This window comes from Alteromonas sp. Cnat3-28 (genome assembly GCF_022348265.1).
GTDB lineage: Bacteria > Pseudomonadota > Gammaproteobacteria > Enterobacterales > Alteromonadaceae > Alteromonas > Alteromonas macleodii.
The window spans coordinates 181,593-199,411 of sequence record NZ_JAKREY010000004.1 but is presented as its reverse complement, the minus strand read 5'-3'; the positions used below and the strand labels follow the sequence as shown (position 1 = coordinate 199,411).

Below are 17,819 nucleotides of genomic sequence, written 5' to 3'. Positions count from 1 at the left end.
AACTTCAATTAGAAGTTAAGGTTTACTCGTGAGTAGAAGAATTGTCCAGGGATTTCATACATAGACGGGTCGAAGCTGTTAGCAAACGTCGAGTAAGAAACTTCTGGGTCAGTGTCGAACAAGTTGTTCACACCAAGAGTGATGCGTAGGTTATCGTTAACTGCGTAACCTAGTGATACATCGTGGTATGCCATATCTTCAAGTTCGTTGAAGCTATCGCCACCAAGTTCTTCACTTGGATCACTACATAATTGCTGATCAAGCGTATCGCCATCGATTGAACACTCTTCAGTAGTGTGGCCGATGAAGCGAACTAACCAGTTAGCTGTCCAGTCATCGTACGCCCACGTTACTGCAAGGTTAGTACGTAGACGTGGAACAACATCACGGTCGCCCGCAAGGCCCGCATCGTTAAACTCAGTAGATGTATTTGTTACTGGGTCGATTACGATAGTAGTACGCTCGTCTACATAAGTACCATCCCAGTTAATACGGAAATCACCGTACTCAGTTTCGAAGTTATACGCTACGTTGTAGTCGAAACCAGACGTTGTTTGACCACCAAGGTTTACTTGGCCATTGAACAAGTCTACTACGTTACCGCCAGCACCACGTTCGACAAGCGAACATAGATTTACACCAGTTTGGGCACAGGCATTAAGAATAGTTTGCGCACCAACAGATGACACTGCGTTGTCAACTTCAATATCGAAGATATCAAACGTGATTGACAGGCCTTCAACTGCTTCAGGAGAGTATACGAAACCGTATGTAAAGCTCTCTGCTTCTTCAGCTTCTAGGTCTGCGTTACCGCCAACGGTAGTACGAATCTGCGTGTTAGGCTGCTCATAACTTGCAGGGATACCCGCACAACCTGGAAGATCAGGGTTACCTGCCGCGCCGCCATTACATGGATCAGTTAGTGGCGCAAAGCTATCGCTGTTACCTGAGAACAATTCATCAAGAGATGGAGCACGGAATGCTTCAGACCATGTACCACGTACAAGTAGGTCTTCGTTAATACGCCACTTCAGACCAATCTTCGAGTTAGTAGTGTCACCAAAGTTGCTATAGTCAGAATAACGAGTAGCAAGCTCAAGGTCTAACTGCTCTACTCCGGGCATATCTGAAAGTAGTGGAACAGCAAGTTCTAAGTAAACTTCTTCAACGTCAAAAGCACCAGAGGTAGGCTGACGCGCGTTACCTGAAGTAATACCAGCTGCAATGATTGCGTCTGGCTGATCGTAACCTGACTGCCAACGCTTTTCATAACCCGCAGCGAACGCTAAATAGCCCGCAGGTAGTTCAAGTATTTCACCAGAGATATTAGCAGAGTAGCTTTCAAGTGAAGAGTTTAACTCGTCTTGTGCAGTGAACGTAATGTAATCAAGCATTTCTTGCGTGATAGTACCTTCACCGATAACGTTTGGCGCACCACCAAACAAGTTAAGTGGTGTACAGTCACCTGTACAGTTTGCTGGGTCACCAATAGCTTGAGCTACACGGCTCATGTTAAGTAGACCGTCAGTAGACGTGTTTTGTGTGATATCAGCGTACGTGTAAGTCGCGTCCCAGAAGAATTCTCTGTCAGCAAACTCAATTACACCGTCAAAACCACCGTTAAATTGGAACTGGTCAACGTTTTGTTTGAAGCTACGGAAACCCGCTTCCATCATACGGCGACCGAACAAGAACATTTCACGTGCTGTCGGATCGGCGTCAAGTACAGATTGGTCGGTTGTAACATCAAAATCGTACGGACTGAATGGATTATCAGCTGATAAAGTAAAGCCAGTATCGCCAAACGCAGTACCTATAAATAGAGGAGTAGGCGCTAAAGCCTGCTCAGATTTACGGTTACCATAGAAACCCGTTACGTTGACAGATAGGTTATCTGTAAGTTCATAACGTGCCTGAGTATAGATGTTAGTACGTTCTTGTGGTGTAGATAGGTAGTTGAACGGCGCGAAGTTGAAGCGGCTATCTGGTTCAACCCATGGCTCTAAACCACCGTTACCGTCACCTTGTTCGTTAAAGCCATTATCAGCTTGGTCAAAAGTCCAGAAACGCCCTTGAGGTGGAGCAGATGAACCGCCGAAACCTTCAGGCGTACCAAAAGTAGGTACTGCAGAGATTTCACGGTCGCCCGCTAGTGTTGGCTCTTCTTCTACGTAGCTGATGTTAAAATAAACATTACCTTTGTCGTTAGAAGTACCGAAACCGATATCCCACTGCTCTTTATTGCCGTCGCCTTCGTCATACTGGCCAACGTAACCAGATGCGTGAACACCTTCAAAATCTTGACGAGTGATGATGTTTACAACACCTGCAATTGCGTCAGAACCGTAAACTGCTGATGCACCATCTTTAAGAACTTCGATACGCTCAATGATGGATGCAGGGATGTTGTTAAGATCAACAGAGCCACCAAGACCTGGCGCCCAACGCTTACCGTTAACAAGAACTAGCGTACGGTTTGAACCAATACCACGAATGTTAATAGTAGTCGTACCATTACCACCGTTGTTGTTGTTGGTGTTAATAGCAGAACCCGCAGAAGGGATTGCTTGAAGAACGTCACCGATTGAAGTAATACCGAATTTTTCGATATCAACACGTGACATAACTGTAACTGGGTTTGCACCTTCAATGTCGGTACGACGGATACGAGAACCTGTTACTTCGATTTTTTCTACTGCGTCCGCTGCTTCTTCGGTTTCCTGTGCGTTAACTGCACCAGTGAAGCCGATAGATGATGCAGCACCGAATGCGCACGCTAACTTCACTGATTTAGCCAGCTTAGAGTTTGTAAACATGTATTGTCTCCCTGGACCACTAAAACTCTTAGTGTGTGTTTCTTAAATCGTTTATATAACGAATTATTATTAATAAGGTCAAAGCCTCACTTTGATAATAACCACATCCTGTGCGAAGGGTCAACTGGGATCAGGCGGGTGTTTCACAAAAGTTCAATTTTTTTTTGTGTTTTAACTCTAATCTGTAAATATTAACTTACATTTTACTTTTAATTATCAAAATCAAACGTTAGCAGCTCGATATTTATACAAAAAAGGCGAGCGGCGTCATACTACTAAAAGATACATACCAACTCGCCTTCACTTTTTTCAAAAATTTAAAATTAGAATGAGTAATTCACGCTAAAGCGAACATATCGCGGCGTTTGCCACGCAGTTGGGAGTCCGTAATTTGGATTCACCTCTGGGTTTGTAGGATCCGCCGAGCTTTCATCGTCATAAATCTCGTTTACTTCAGTTACACGATCGTTATTAAGAACGTTAAATATGTCAGCTCTTACAACTAGTGTCTGATCTTCACCAATATCTATATTGTAAGACGCAGAAAGGTCGACCGAGTAATAGCTGCTGGTTCTGCCACGAGAACCACGGGGAGCAAGCTCACCGCCAGCATAGAAGGATTCTGAATCATAATCCTGTGCAAATATATCAGTTGGGTGATAACCAAAAGCATTAATTGGGCGACCTGTCCAGAATTGGAAGTTTGCACCTAGTATTAAATCATCAGTAACGGCATATGCTCCGTATAATTTAACCTGATGTCGTCTGTCATTCGGTAAGTCCCCATATGCACCATCAAGCAATCCTGGTTGATCAAACAAGGTTGTTAAACCAGCATCATCCTGGCCATTATCAGAACGAACGTAACCTTCATTATTCCCCCAACTATGCGACCATGTGTACGCTGCGTTCAACATCCACACACCATCCCAAGCACGTTGCCACATAAAATCAAGGGCAGCATATTTACGGACTGAATCAGGATACCTTAAATCTTCAGCAGACAGGTCCATGAATACTAACTCACCTTCCGCTCCTGGTAATTCAGTGGTTCCAATGCGCATATCTGAATTAGGATTGGTCAATACATACTGATGAAAGCCGTCCCAAATATCAGTTACATCACCATAGCCATTAGCTTCTGCCCACTCGATTACTGCGGCATCTATCGCGACATCTTCAATTGTGGTTGAAAGTTCACGGTATGTACCTTGAATTGACATACTCCATTCATCGTTCAACTGAAATTGGTAACCTGCAATGAATTCATCTGAGTACATTGAGTCAAGATTTTGGTCTACTATCTCATCAGGTGATTTTGCAGTGCCATCAGCGAATACGTCATCCGGCTGCGTTTTTGCACCTGTTAGGTTAGGAATACCTAGTGCTTCATCAGCAAAACCTTCAAACTCATAATACTCTTGCGTGTAGGTTTCGGCACCTGCCAAACGAATATTCGTATTAGCCGCTATAGGAAGATAATATCTGCCATAGCTAGCCCATGCTTTTGTCTCTCCATCGCCAAAGACATCCCAAACAGCTCCTAGTCGTAGCGCCCATTGATTATCCAGTTTGGCAAAAGAGTCGCCGTCAGCATTAAAGTTCTCGAAAGTATCGTTTCGAATACCTGCATTGATAACTAACGTATCAGTTACCTGCCACTGATCCTGCACGTAATATGCAAAATTCTTCGATTCAAACTGACCACCAACATTGTAGTCGCGATAACGGACTTGATAAATTTCTTCATTTGCAGGGTCGCTGTCATCAACGTAATATACGTAATATGCGCCACCAGAGTTAATCGTGTTGCTATTTGATGTCAGTTTTTCGTAGTCAACACCGAATCTGATCGAGTGATCTCCTGCATACCAATCTGCATCCAAACGTATTACTTCGCGTTCATCATCACCTTGCTCAGCAGTGAAGTTAGCCCAAGTATTAGTTGGTACGAATGCCGCGGTGCTGTCATAGCGATAATAAACAGCAGGATTTCCATCTAACTCACTTCGAATAGTTCTATCTTGTTTATTTACGCCATATTGAGCAGATACTGAGAAGTCATCATTGATGATACTTGTCCACTTAGCGGTATAATTTAATCCACCTTCGTCTTCGTAACCTACACGACCATTTGTAAAGTCACCGCCGTCTACAGAATCGTAAGTAGTAATTTCTGTAGAACGCTCATCTGAAAATGCAGTGATTTCGAGAATGTTGTTTTCTGTAACGTACCAATCAAGTTTCGCTACCCAAAACGCATCTTCGTCTTTCTCAAAAGTTCCGTTTTGTAGTACTCCATCGGCCGTATTAGTTTGCTCGCCTACATAGTTGTTCTCTGCTGAGCGAGGGTTAAATAGAGCGTAAAAGAATAGCTTATCTTCTATTAACGCACCGCTTGCCCAAACATTCACATCCCATTCGTTGACTTCATCTTGTGTGTTGTCGATGCGATACAAGCCATTGACGTTGTTTCTCGATGAATTACGTTGTTCACGAAGTGCATCTGGCTCCCAGTAGAAATTCGCCCCAGCTTTGAATTCATTGGTACCGCTCTTTGTCTTGGCGTTAATAACACCACCAGTAACTCGGCCAAATTCTGCTGAGTAACCACCAGTTTTTACCTCAAAAGTTTCATACATATCGAATGGAGGCTCACTAGAACCAACACCAGTACGAAAGTTTGTTATGTTCAAACCGTTAATGTAATAACCATTCTCACCAACAGAAGCTCCACCGATCGATGGTAGGTCACCGAACGCAGAATCACCTTGAGTCGTTCCCGGAGCAAGAAGTGCAACCGACGTCAAATTACGAGGAACAGGAACTCTATCTAATGTAACGCTATCAACCACAATACCGGTGCTTGAACTAGTTACATCAACCATTGCTATCGTCGTTCCAGTAACTTCAATTCGCTCAACGTCATCACTAGCGAGACGCATATCTAGGTTAGTTTTACCGCTGATCCCAACTTTTACAGAGTCTTGAATTGTAGTTCGAAACCCGTTTTTCTCTGCAGTAACTTTGTAGTTGCCAGCCGGTAGCAATGGAAAGCGGAAATCACCAGACTCGTCACTTTGCACAGAACGTGTTAAACCCGTTTCCAAGTTCTCAATCGTAATTGTTACGTTCGCGAGACCGCTACCGTTTACTTGGACTGATGTCCCTTGAATAGATCCATTTGTGCTGTTTGCTAATACTGGTGCTGCCGCACTCATTGATAGAGCAACGGCTAAAGCAACTGCACTTTTTTTTATTTGATACATTCTTGTATTCCCTGGTTAGTCTCGGCTTAGTGTTAAACTTTAATTAACTATTAATTAAGATAACCTAAACCTTTGTATTTATTGAAGATAATAAATGTTATCCAAAAGGATAATTGACTAACAAAAGACGAACAATCAACACGTTTTTTGAATGAGCGCAACGAGTAGCTCTTTTTGAGCGATGAACTGTTGAACCCAAAGAAATAAAACAAAAAATCAGCGTTTATTCATTATTTTTAATATTTTTCAAACTATTGGAGATAAAACCCCAGTCGTCTTCTTACAGTTTCAGGCAATTCTGGCAATGCACTTTTGGGAAGTAAGAAGGTTGCCATGTTAAAAAAGTCTAAATAGATACGATTAGACTCAGTGGTTTTCTTGAGGTAATGATGTCCTGACGATCCACCAGTGCCAATTTTAGTGCCCAGCATGCGCTGAACCATCATTGCGTGACGATAGCGCCATATAGTGAGTTGCTCGTCTATCTCTGTGAGTGCGGTAATAAGCTGGAACGGCAGATTAAAGATAGGCTCTTCAGAGTACTGTTTTATAAATAATGCAGAAAGCAATGCTTTATGACTCAAGCGGAACTTGCCCTCGCCTCTTAACTTTTCAAACTGCGTATCATCAAACAACGCATCAAAGTTCTCCATCGTTGCTTGTAAGTCTTTTAGCTCTTGTCGCCGCTCTGTATCAGATAGCATGTCACTGGTTGAAATTGTATGATGGTCGTCTTTCAACATTTCGTCTGCCGCATCTTTATAATATTGCCAAAAATCGAAACCTTCCGTTTTTAGAAGCGGCATTCTTGAAAGCCATTTGTCGACCAACTCAAACAAACTGGGTTTGCTTTCAAGGGTTTCCAATAACGCTCTATCTTTATCTGTCAGACGGTTGTAAAAGCTTTGCTTATCAAAGTCGATTCTGAAATCACGCTTTAGGCCCAGTGATATTTCTAAACGCTTGAACTGTATACTTTGGAAGCCCGACGCGGGCACCAGGTAGTCCCTAAACGACAAAAACTGCTGTGGCGTCATGGTTTCCATGATAGCAATTTGATCGTTCATTAACTTTTGAATTTGTATCACTCGCTGTAAGCGATGCACCACTAGCGTTAGCTGCTGATCTTTAACCGTTTCTTGATTAAACGTATCAATTACTGCATTTAATTCATGAAGAACCTGCTTAAACCAAAGCTCATAAACTTGGTGAACAATAATGAACAGCATTTCTTCGTGCGCCGCGTCACCGTACTTCTCACTCTGTAAGTCCTGCGCCCCCAAAATCTTATCAAGCTGTAGGTAATCGCCGTAGTAGCAGGGCTCTATATTTTTTTTCATGTCGTTCTTGCCTTATTGCTTTGTTTAACTTCGTAATTCTATCACCGTCGACTCGACATCCACAGAATACAAGCTATACATTATAAGGATATATAGCCAAGGTTCGTGTTGTGCCATTTAGCTTGTATAAAAATGTGTCCAATTTATTGGACAAGCGCTGTATTTTCCGCACAACATATTTGCATACCACAGCACTTTTACGCAGGGCGCTAACAACAATTATAAGGGGAATGAACATGAAACTAGATGACGACATCCATAACTATTATGAACACCTGGTTTTAGAAAGAATCAGTAAGCTGGGGCTCGATACCACGAAAAGTCCTGATTACTTAGCAGACTTGTGCTGTCTTGCCTTAAATCAGGTTCCACCACGTTATATCCGCTACGAAGTAGACATGGCGTTTTACCTGCCTCAGAGCGAACGAAATCAAATGGAAATGAATGTTGAGCATGCTATTAGTAAAGCACTCAAGTACTTAGATGAAATAGAAAAGACTAAAAAAGAAGACGAATAAGGAATTGGGGTGGCGGGCCTCCAGCCACATCCCGGCACATGAGTCGTCTGCTGCGGCTGCTCCCTTCCAGGCCTGACCGGGTTCACAGAGTATCATTGCGGGAGGACCAAAAGCCCACCATAGAAAGTCGCATTCAAAGCAAAGTCATTCGCCCCTGCCTGAGTGCGGGGCGCATTATGACTATTTGGTTGAGAGTTTTCAACCCTTTAAAGAAAATCTCTCTTCGGCAATAAGGTTGGCAACGCGGTTTGTCGCCGCCCCTTCTTGCTCTGCACGGGTATAAATTTCTTTTAGCGTTTCGCCGATTTGCTCAATATGTGCGCGAAGCGCTTCATTAGAACTCGATTCCATACGCTGATGGAAGATGTCGATAACGCCACCCGCATTGATCACGTAATCTGGCGCATACAGAATGCCGAGCTGTTGAAGCAATTCACCAATATCTTCACGTGCAAGCTGGTTATTTGCAGCGCCTGCAATTACTTTGGCTTTGATTTCAGGCAATGACAAATCGTTAATGGCTGCACCCAACGCACATGGCGCTAACACATCCACATCTAAGCTCAATATTTCTTCCGGCGCCACAGCTGTCGCACCAAATTCAGATACTGCTTTTTCAACACCCTCGGGATAGATATCCGCAACATAAAGCTTGGCACCGTGCTCATGCAAGTGCTTTGCAAGACGGTAGCCAACGTGCCCCATACCTTGTATAGCAACACTGACGCCATCAAGGCTGCGCTTCAAGCCGTACTCTACCGTCGCCTTTAGACCCACAAACACACCGTATGCTGTAGACGGAGCCGGGTTTCCGTCAGGTACTTCGCCCGCATAGTGGTATTTAGCATTAACACCAGCGATGTAATCCGACTCGGTTGCCATGGTTTGCAAGTCCGTTACTGAAATACCTGAATCTTCAGCAGTGAAATACTTGCCGCCCAATGATTCAACAAACTTGCCCATTGCCTTCATCATTTCTGGCGATTTAGCCTTACGAGGGTCGCCGATGATCACAGATTTACCGCCGCCAAGCTCCAAGTTAGCCATGGCTGCTTTATACGTCATCCCCTTTGACAGTCTCAACACATCGGTCAATGCCTCACCACTATTTACATAGGGCCACATGCGACAACCGCCAAGTGCTGGCCCCAGATTGGTATTGTGTACAGCAATAATGGCGCTCAAGCCCGCCTTCTCGTCATGATAAAACGCAACGTGTTCGTGATTATTGAACTCCGGGTGATCAAAAACTGACATATTTTCCCTATTAATACTGTGATGAATTAAAGCCTACCCAAGGTCTAGCTGTCACGAAAACGAAACGCCGCTCATTTGGGATGATGTGAGAGTCTGAAGATGATTTGCGGTACACTTATCGGCCTCGCAAAGATCAGCAACATTTTGCCAAGTGTATCCGATTGTTTTGAGGACAGGTCTTGCAAAGTTTGTTAATGAAATTTACAAACTGAAACGCAATAGAATTGATTACAATTTTTCTAGGACAGCTATCCTAGAATTTTTTTTGATATATAATAAACATCATAAAAACGACGGAAACAGTGTTAATGAAATTGGATAAATTTGACCGTGAGATTTTGCGCGTACTTCAGCAAGACGCCACGGTGTCGATGGCAGATTTAAGCCAGCGTGTAGGATTGTCGCACACTCCGTGCTGGAGACGTGTCAAGCGAATGGAAGCCGACGGCATCATTCTTGGTAAAGTCACATTGCTAAACAGCAAAAAACTGAATTTAGGTGTGTCGGTCTTTATCTATGTCACGTTGAAAAACCATGACGGTGACTCGCTAACCGATTTTGAAAATGCCGTACAAAACATCGATGAAATCGTGGAGTGTCATACCACCAGCGGTGAAAAAGACTACTTACTAAAAGTGATAGTGGAAAGTATTGAAGAGTACGAATTCTTACTTAAAACGAAATTAACTCACCTGCCTCTTGTCGATCATTTAAGCTCAACCTTCGCCTTAAAGCAGGTGAAAAACACCACCGAGCTACCGATTAAACGCCAATAACTCAAAAAATGGGGTCAGAGTACATTTCTACTCTCCCCCGTCAGTCTAAGAGGCGTCTATTTGATTTTCGGGCTTAGCCCGCTCAAAAGCATCTAACTCGTTACAGTTCTTCGCTATCTTACTAATTAAAGGGTAGCGACTCATATCGACGTTAAAACGTTGCGCATTATACACTTGGGGTACTAAGCAAATATCAGCCAGGGTAACATCGAAATCAAAGCAGAACTTTCCAGCTTGGGTCTGAAGACGCTTTTCAATGCCGTCGAACCCCAGCGTTATCCAGTGAGATGCCCACTTCGCCACATCATCTTGTGACGCCTCAAAATTCCCTTTTAGCGCATTCAGTACACGTAGATTACCCAAAGGCTGAATATCACACGCGATATCTTGTGCTAGCGCTCTGACTCTGGCTCTCTCTGTTCGATGTTCAGGAACCAGCTGGTGTTCGCCTTCATACCGTTCATCAAGATATTCGATGATTGATAACGATTGATTCAGAATAATATCTTCGTCTTCGTCAACCAAAGTAGGGACAAGGTGCGCAGGATTGAGACGCGTATATTCGCTACTATGCTGCTCGCCACCGTTGTTTACAAGATGGACAGGTACATACTCGTACTCAACCCCTTTCAAATTCAGCGCAATCCGCACGCGGTAAGAGGCGGTCGAACGCCAATAGCCGTAAAGTTTTATACTCATGGTACTACCACACCTATTAAACGTTTTTGGTAGGAGCACAGGGCTTTGATGAATCTAAACGCCCTACTCCCTCTTATAATAATAGTGGGGAAAACAACAACGTGCCTACTGAGTAAACCGCGTTATTAGCCCACACTACTTTTCATTTTAAAGTTTTAGCTAAGCGGCTTAACTTGCTGTTCAATGGCGCCAAAAACAGAGTGGCCTTCTTTATCTAGCATTTCTATGCGAATACGATCGCCAAACTGCATGAAAGGAGTAGAAGGTTTGCCGTCTCGAATAGTCTCAATCATGCGCACTTCTGCAATACATGAATAACCCACACCGCCTTCAGCGATGGCAGAGCCATGATCTGTACCCTGTTTATTAGACACTGTACCCGAGCCGATGATAGCACCTGCACCTAGGTTTCTGCTCTTGGCGGCATGCGCGACTAGCTGACCAAAATCAAACGTCATGTCCTGACCCGCTTCAGGCTTACCGAATAGTTCACCATTGTAGGTTGAACGCAAAGGCAAGTGCACTTTGCTATCTTTCCACGCATCACCTAATTCATCTGGTGTTACAGCAACCGGAGAAAAGCTAGACGCAGGTTTTGATTGGAAGAAGCCAAACCCCTTCGCCAGTTCGCCTGGGATTAACCCTCTAAGTGATACGTCGTTAACTAACATAATAAGTCGAATGCGCTCTGAAGCCTGTTCAGGCGTACACGCCATAGGAACATCATCGGTAACAACAGCGACTTCACCTTCAAAATCGATTCCCCAATCATCACTTGGAAGTATGATGTCATCCTCGGGTCCAATAAAGTCATCGGAACCACCTTGATACATCAATGGGTCAGTCCAAAAGCTTTCCGGCATTTCTGCATTACGCGCCTTTCGCACCAATTCCACATGGTTCACGTAAGCACTTCCATCAGCCCATTGGTAAGCTCTAGGCAGAGGCGACTCACAGCGAGATGCGTCAAACGGCACGCTGTCACACGCATTGTCATTTAGCGCTTGGTATTTCATCTGTAGCTGAGGGGCAATCTCTTTCCAATTATCCAGTGCGTCTTGCATCGTTTTCGCAATGTCCTGTGCACTGCATGCTCGAGAAAGGTCCTTCGACACTACCATTAGGCAGCCATCTCGGGTTTCATTCTTATAGGTTGCTAGTTTCATTGTTCTTTCCTCGAAAAATTATTCATCAGCTTGGCGCTCTTGTCTTTTATTAATACGTTCTGAATAAAAGACCTATATCTTTTTACGCGGCAGCATCACACACAATTCCATGATTATAGTTATGCCACTAGTTGGTGTGCGTTGAGAAGTGATCTGTTGACGAAGTTTTATTTGGCTGTAAGAAAGGATGTACGCTAGTAAGCCTCTGTTGAGCAGGTATAGCGCTGCCCGCTTGCTCCGTGGGCGATGTAAATTTATCGTAACAGATGAATTGATATTGCTCTGAGGCACAAAAACGCATTAACGATATAAAAATTGGCGTAGACCATTTGCCATTTTTACTTTGCTAAACGACGTCAAATATACTTGGTCACATTGACCTTCACCCTATGGCAAAGGTCAATGCTCCCATATAATTAAAGCTTTACCGTTGCCTTGTTAATGCCGTACTCACGTAACTTATTTGCAATTGCCGTATGACTTAATCCCAGTTTTTTAGCCAATTGACGGGTACTTGGGTAAGAAGGATATAACCGCTTGAGCAAGTCCTTTTCAAACTTCTTCACTTCTTCGTCTAATGTGCCGTCAAAGTTTTCGTCAATATAAGTGACGCTTGGCGCACAACTTGGAAGCTGAATGTCTTCCTTGGTAATCTCCTTACCGTCAAGGAGTGATAACGCGCGATACAACGCATTCTGTAGCTGTCTCACATTACCCGGCCACGGGTACTGCTGCAGAAAATCAACACAGGATTTACTGAGTTTCGCAGGACGGCGACCTAACTTGGTACTGTGCTGAACGATGAAAGACTCGGCTAGAGCAACGATATCCTGCCTTCTGTCTTTTAAAGAAGGCATAACCAAACTTAGTACGTTTAAGCGGTAGTACAATTCTTTTCTAAATCGTCCTTCTTCTACAAGCTGACCTAGATCACGACAGGTGGTGCATATAAATCGCACGTCTACCTTAACTGGCTCAGAATCCCCTACTCTTCTAAATTCGCCGTCTTCCAGAACGCGGAGCAGTTTAGCTTGAAGCTGAGAAGACATATCAGCAATTTCATCGAGTAGAAGCGTACCGCCTTTTGCTTGCTCTAATAGCCCCACTTTTGCATTAGGCTGATTGAACGCCCCCGCTGCGTAACCGAATAATTCGGTTTCTGCCACGCTGTCAGGTAAAGACGCGCAGTTTAAAGCTAAAAATGCACCTTCACTGCGACGGCTAGACTGGTGACAGGCTCTGGCAATCATTTCTTTGCCTGTGCCTGTTTCACCAAAAATTAAAATGGGTGCATCCAAATCAGCTATTCGCTTGGCTTCATGAACAACTCGCTTCATAAACGGAGACTGAGTGACGAAGCGGTCAAAGCTATCAGTGGGAGACTGGTGGAACGCGGTAAATTGCTGTCCTAGTCGCATCTCTGATTTTAATATCACCACAGCACCTGCCATGATCATATTCTGCTCGCCGTCAGGTACAGTAATAGGCAGCATATCGGCTAGGTAATCCTGTTGAATAAACTTCACTTTCGAAGATTGAGGGCCAGGCGATTTACCGTCCATCCATTTAGTAAAGTTAAAGCCTTTCACAACTTCGCCAATTTCAATGCCTTCTATTTCGCTACTCGGAATTTCTAGCCCCGCGCATACCGCTTCATTGCATAGCAAAATATTGCCTTTGGCATCGATAGAAAACACAGGGTCGGGCAACGTTCTTAAAATAGCGGAAAGCTGATTTTTTTCGCGCTCTCCTGGCATGAAAAGCGTCGTCTTCACATCGTCGATACCATCGATGCGGCGAATTTGAGGCATGAGGTGTTGAAAATCTGCAAATTCGATATTGGGAAAATTAAGGAAAATTTTCCCCGCAGGGTCAATTTCAATACCGCGTAAATCTATTTCTTTAGTAACGAGAATATCTAAAACATCTTGAGTGATACCAAGACGGTCCTGACAGCTTATTTCTAGACGCATAGGGTGTTATAGCTATTTTGTAAACATATATGTACAGAATATCATACTTTTACAAAAAGATAACAAGATAAATGTTACAGATGGTTAAATTTGCGATGAATCACACATTTAAGAACGCGCAGAGAGCATGATTAAAAGGCCGCGCATACCAAATAAAAAAGATGCCGCTTCAGTGAGCGGCATCCTATATAAAACACATTTAATTAACAATAGTGTTAGCTGGCTTTTTTCTCTTTAGGTGGGAAAAGTGGGGAAAATAGCCCTAAAGACTTCGCTTCTTCTACGAGTGCCATAATATCCATTTCCGCTAATTCAAACAGATGGTCGAATTCCGGTAAGATATAATAAAGAGGCTGCATAATATCGATGCGATAAGGTGTTCTTAATGCATCAATAGCAGTGAGCGGGTTACGCAGAGGTGTGTCGCTGTCTAACGCATATATTGTCTCGCCAGGAGAAGATAAGATGCCTCCACCGTATATCTTCAATTCATCTTTGGCTCTCACCAATCCAAACTCTACGGTGAACCAATAAAGACGAGCAAGATAAACTCGGTCTTCTTTGCTGGCAGCAAGGCCCAACTTTCCGTAAGTGTGAGTAAAATGAGCAAATGCAGGATTCGTTAGTAGCGGACAATGACCGAAAACTTCATGGAAAATATCCGGCTCCTGCAAATAATCGAATTCTTCTCTGGTGCGAATAAAGGTGGCAACAGGAAATTGCTTATTCGCCAGTAATCTGAAAAATTCGCCAAAATTAATTAACGCAGGCACTTCAGCTGTTTGCCACCCCGTTTTCTCCATCAGTACTTTGTTGATGTCGGGTAGCTGAGGGATTTCCTTTTCATTTAACTTCAACAAATCAAGCCCGTCCAAGTATTCTTGGCACGCTCTTTCTTTCACCAGCGGAATTTGTCTCGCATAGAGTTCAGACCAAATTTGGTTCTCTTCGTCTGACCAATGGATAATGCCATTCTCGTCAGATTGTCTCGACTGGTATTGCGTTGATTTTGGCATAACTTCTGTAACCAATAAGAGTTAAAAAACTTGTCTATCAGTCTAATGAAATTCGCGACGTCGAAAAGTGTAAGCCCTTACGAGCGACTCGATTTTGCTGTAACAGGAATTTTACAAAACCAAGTAAACACATTGTTTTATATAATAAAAAGCCGCTCATTACGAGCGGCTTCATTCAAGTTTGCTTGGTGCGCCATCGCTAATTAAAGACGGCTAATTTCTTTATTGAGTTGATATTCGCGAGACGTTACATAAGTTTCCATTTTACGAAGTCGAACTTCTGCTTTTTCAAAACGATTACGAATATCGTGAAGCGCTTGTTTTGGTGGCTCGCCCGCCTGCCAAACTTTCGTTTTCACTTCCACTTTTGGGCTTTTTACCTGACCACCGTTGGGATTTGTCCATCCCTTACCTTTTGAGAAAACAGGTTGCGTTGGTGCATTTTTTAACCCAACAGGTTTTTTATCGAGAATGAACCAAGCTGCAATGTATGCAACAAAGATGAAAGGTCCGGCTAACAAGAAGAAACCTGTTACAACTAAAATCCTTACTAACCAAGTTTCTAAGCCGAAATATTCAGCTACACCCGAGCACACGCCTGCAATTCTTGCATTTTCTGGGTTGCGATAGAGCTGCTTACCGTTTCTCATGCTCTATTCCTCCACTCAGGTGCCTCGCTGTCTAAAATGGCCTCTAGAGTTTCAATGCGTTCGCTCATTTTCTCGGCTTTCTCGGCTAAGTCTTGCAAAGATGCGTGCTCTTCTGCACTCAATCCCTGATTCACTTGCTTCTTGCTTCGATAGTGTAATATTAGCCAAATTGGAGCAACGAATATTGAAAACACCACAAGGGGCATCACCAACATTGCAATCGTACCTTCATCCATCTCAATCTCTCCTACAAACTCTGATGTAATTACCCTCCTTCCGATTTCACATCCAGAGGGTACACCCTGTTCTTATTATTCTGATTTTTCGGTGCTTGTGTTTGCACCTTTTACTTTCGCTTTAAGCGCAGCAAGTTCGTCTTCAACTTTGTCACTGGCCTCTAGTTCAGCAAACTCATCCTGTAACGTTTTCTTACCTAGATCGTAAGCTTCAACCTGTGACTCAAGGTCATCGATTTTACGCTCATATTGCTCAAAGCGTCCCATCGCATTATCTACTTTAGTGCTATCCAGCGTCTTTTTCACTTCAAGACGAGAGCTTGCAGTTTTCTGGCGCATAATAATCGCTTTTTGGCGACTCTTCGCATCCGCTAGCTTTTCTTGAAGCTGACCAATTTCATCCTGAAGTTTGCTGATTTGCTCATCAACAATAGCCAGCTCTTTACTTAACGCTTCAGCAGCTTCTGCAGACTTCTTCTTTTCCTGCAGCGCAGCACGCGCCAAATCTTCTCTGTCTTTGCTCAAAGCAAGCTCAGCTTTGGCTTCCCAGTCGCTTGCATCGCTTTCATACTTTGCAATTTGATTAACAATTTCTTTTTTGTTGGCTAAGGTCTTTGCTGATGCTGAGCGCACCTCAACCAATGTGTCTTCCATTTCCTGAATGATTAATCTAACCATTTTCTCAGGATCTTCCGCTTTATCTAAAAGCGCATTAATATTCGAATTCACAATATCTGTAAAACGCGAGAAGATACCCATAATAATTACCTCTTGCTAAAAATGGTAAGTGTTTAAAAAACACCACACTTGATAAATAGGTTACTCTTGGTATTAGTTGTATTCAATATGCTTGCCAACTTTATAACTGTGCTAACCTGCTATTTTTCATACACTTTTTATAAGTTCAAATAATACTCGTTTCTCAATATGTTTTGTTCTACACTATTAATTGGTCGAAATGACTAACTTTTGAGGGATTTAATGAGTAGGTATCGACAGCAAGACAATTTACTTGGCCAAGCGAATAGTTTTCTAGAAGTTTTAGAGCAAATTTCACAAATTGCACCGCTAGATAAACCTGTGCTGGTAATAGGTGAGCGAGGCACAGGTAAAGAGCTTATTGCCGCGCGACTTCACTTCTTATCTAAGCGCTGGGATCAGAACTATATTAAGCTTAATTGTGCTGCCTTAAGTGAAAGCCTATTGGAGAGTGAATTATTCGGTTATGAAGCAGGTGCGTTCACCGGTGCCTCAAAACGCCGCGAAGGTCGCTTTGAAGTGGCCCACAACGGCACCTTATTTCTTGATGAACTAGCTAATACTTCTGGCCTTATTCAGGAGAAGCTACTGCGCGTTGTCGAATATGGCGAATTTGAGCGCGTTGGCGGAAGCAAGTCAGTAAAAACTGACGTACGCCTTATTGCAGCTACAAACGAAGACTTGCCCGCGCTTGCCGATGCAGGTGAATTTCGTGCAGACTTACTCGACCGACTTGCCTTTGACGTAATTACCATTCCTCCGCTACGCGAGCGTAGGGAAGATATCATGATGTTGGCAGAAAACTTTGCTATTAATATGGCCCGTGAAATGGAAATGGAATTATTCAGCGGCTTTACAGAGAAGGCAAAGCGGACCCTTCTTGACTACGATTGGCCAGGCAATATACGTGAACTAAAGAACGTGGTCGAACGTGCAGTGTATCGAACAAATAATCCTCATCTGCCCGTACATGAAATCGTTCTTGACCCCTTTGAGTCAGCTTATCGCCCGAAAGGTAGAGTGAAGACCAATGACAGAGTGAATACGTCCGACTCACCCGTTACTCAGTCCCCTTCAGAGGCCGCTGCCACCAATGAACGCATTGAAAGTGCAGACATTACGCCACTGGCACCAGTGAAAAAGCCAGAAATTGTTGAATATCCCATAGATTTGAAAGAACGTTCTCAACAACATGAGATAGATATGATAAAACAGGCACTTGCTGACAGTCAGTTTAATCAGAAGAAGACTGCTGAAAAATTGAGCCTGACGTATCATCAGCTGCGAGGCTATCTCAAAAAATATAACTTACTAGATTCTTCCGCGGAAAGCGTCGAGGCGTAA

The 17,819-nt window shown here is 43.5% G+C and carries 14 protein-coding genes and 1 other RNA gene; 3 read left to right on the top strand and 12 right to left on the bottom strand.

The window, feature by feature from the left end; genetic code table 11:
- Positions 1-8: 8 nt before the first annotated feature.
- The 3 genes from MHM87_RS06280 to MHM87_RS06270 all read right to left on the bottom strand — a co-directional run bounded on the left by MHM87_RS06280 (position 9) and on the right by MHM87_RS06270 (position 7,425).
- Positions 9-2,816, bottom strand: a complete 2,808-nt coding sequence (locus MHM87_RS06280) for a TonB-dependent receptor (RefSeq protein WP_239258101.1) — start codon at positions 2,814-2,816, stop codon at positions 9-11.
- Between the two features lie 323 nt (positions 2,817-3,139).
- Entirely contained in the window at positions 3,140-6,085 is a 2,946-nt protein-coding gene (locus MHM87_RS06275) for a TonB-dependent receptor (protein WP_239258099.1), read from the bottom strand.
- A 251-nt stretch (positions 6,086-6,336) separates the two neighbouring features.
- Entirely contained in the window at positions 6,337-7,425 is a 1,089-nt protein-coding gene (locus tag MHM87_RS06270) for a tryptophan 2,3-dioxygenase family protein (RefSeq protein WP_069943926.1), read from the bottom strand.
- Between the two features lie 236 nt (positions 7,426-7,661).
- On the opposite strand from MHM87_RS06270, the gene MHM87_RS06265 reads away from it, so the two are divergent.
- The gene (locus MHM87_RS06265; protein ID WP_014948691.1) at positions 7,662-7,943 is read left to right on the top strand and encodes a late competence development ComFB family protein; all 282 of its coding nucleotides are present in this window, start codon (positions 7,662-7,664) and stop codon (positions 7,941-7,943) included.
- Positions 7,944-7,958: 15 nt separating this feature from the next.
- Here MHM87_RS06265 and ffs read toward each other — a convergent pair.
- Together ffs and MHM87_RS06255 are read right to left on the bottom strand one after the other, a co-directional pair.
- Positions 7,959-8,055: signal recognition particle sRNA small type (gene ffs, locus MHM87_RS06260), an RNA gene on the bottom strand.
- Positions 8,056-8,141: 86 nt separating this feature from the next.
- On the bottom strand, positions 8,142-9,200 hold the full coding sequence (locus MHM87_RS06255) for a Glu/Leu/Phe/Val dehydrogenase dimerization domain-containing protein (protein WP_239258097.1): 1,059 nt from the start codon (positions 9,198-9,200) through the stop codon (positions 8,142-8,144).
- A gap of 308 nt (positions 9,201-9,508) precedes the next feature.
- On the opposite strand from MHM87_RS06255, the gene MHM87_RS06250 reads away from it, so the two are divergent.
- Positions 9,509-9,976, top strand: a complete 468-nt coding sequence (locus MHM87_RS06250; RefSeq protein ID WP_014948689.1) for an Lrp/AsnC family transcriptional regulator — start codon at positions 9,509-9,511, stop codon at positions 9,974-9,976.
- Between the two features lie 45 nt (positions 9,977-10,021).
- Here the strand turns inward: MHM87_RS06250 and maiA are convergent, their stop codons facing one another.
- From maiA to pspA, 7 genes are all read right to left on the bottom strand, one after another.
- Complete coding sequence (gene maiA, locus MHM87_RS06245; RefSeq protein WP_239258095.1) at positions 10,022-10,675, bottom strand: maleylacetoacetate isomerase; 654 nt, start codon at positions 10,673-10,675, stop codon at positions 10,022-10,024.
- A 155-nt stretch (positions 10,676-10,830) separates the two neighbouring features.
- Complete coding sequence (locus MHM87_RS06240) at positions 10,831-11,841, bottom strand: fumarylacetoacetate hydrolase family protein (RefSeq protein ID WP_014948687.1); 1,011 nt, start codon at positions 11,839-11,841, stop codon at positions 10,831-10,833.
- Positions 11,842-12,257: 416 nt separating this feature from the next.
- A complete protein-coding gene (gene tyrR, locus MHM87_RS06235; protein ID WP_239258093.1) occupies positions 12,258-13,814 on the bottom strand; it encodes a transcriptional regulator TyrR in 1,557 nt (518 codons plus the stop codon).
- A gap of 215 nt (positions 13,815-14,029) precedes the next feature.
- A complete protein-coding gene (gene phhA, locus MHM87_RS06230) occupies positions 14,030-14,830 on the bottom strand; it encodes a phenylalanine 4-monooxygenase (RefSeq protein ID WP_014948685.1) in 801 nt (266 codons plus the stop codon).
- A gap of 203 nt (positions 14,831-15,033) precedes the next feature.
- Positions 15,034-15,480, bottom strand: a complete 447-nt coding sequence (gene pspC / locus MHM87_RS06225; protein ID WP_239258091.1) for an envelope stress response membrane protein PspC — start codon at positions 15,478-15,480, stop codon at positions 15,034-15,036.
- On the bottom strand, positions 15,477-15,716 hold the full coding sequence (gene pspB, locus MHM87_RS06220; protein WP_014948683.1) for an envelope stress response membrane protein PspB: 240 nt from the start codon (positions 15,714-15,716) through the stop codon (positions 15,477-15,479). Before pspB ends, pspC begins: the two co-directional genes overlap by 4 nt.
- A gap of 75 nt (positions 15,717-15,791) precedes the next feature.
- Entirely contained in the window at positions 15,792-16,475 is a 684-nt protein-coding gene (gene pspA, locus MHM87_RS06215; protein ID WP_014948682.1) for a phage shock protein PspA, read from the bottom strand.
- Positions 16,476-16,697: 222 nt separating this feature from the next.
- On the opposite strand from pspA, the gene pspF reads away from it, so the two are divergent.
- On the top strand, positions 16,698-17,819 hold the full coding sequence (gene pspF / locus MHM87_RS06210) for a phage shock protein operon transcriptional activator (RefSeq protein WP_039226406.1): 1,122 nt from the start codon (positions 16,698-16,700) through the stop codon (positions 17,817-17,819).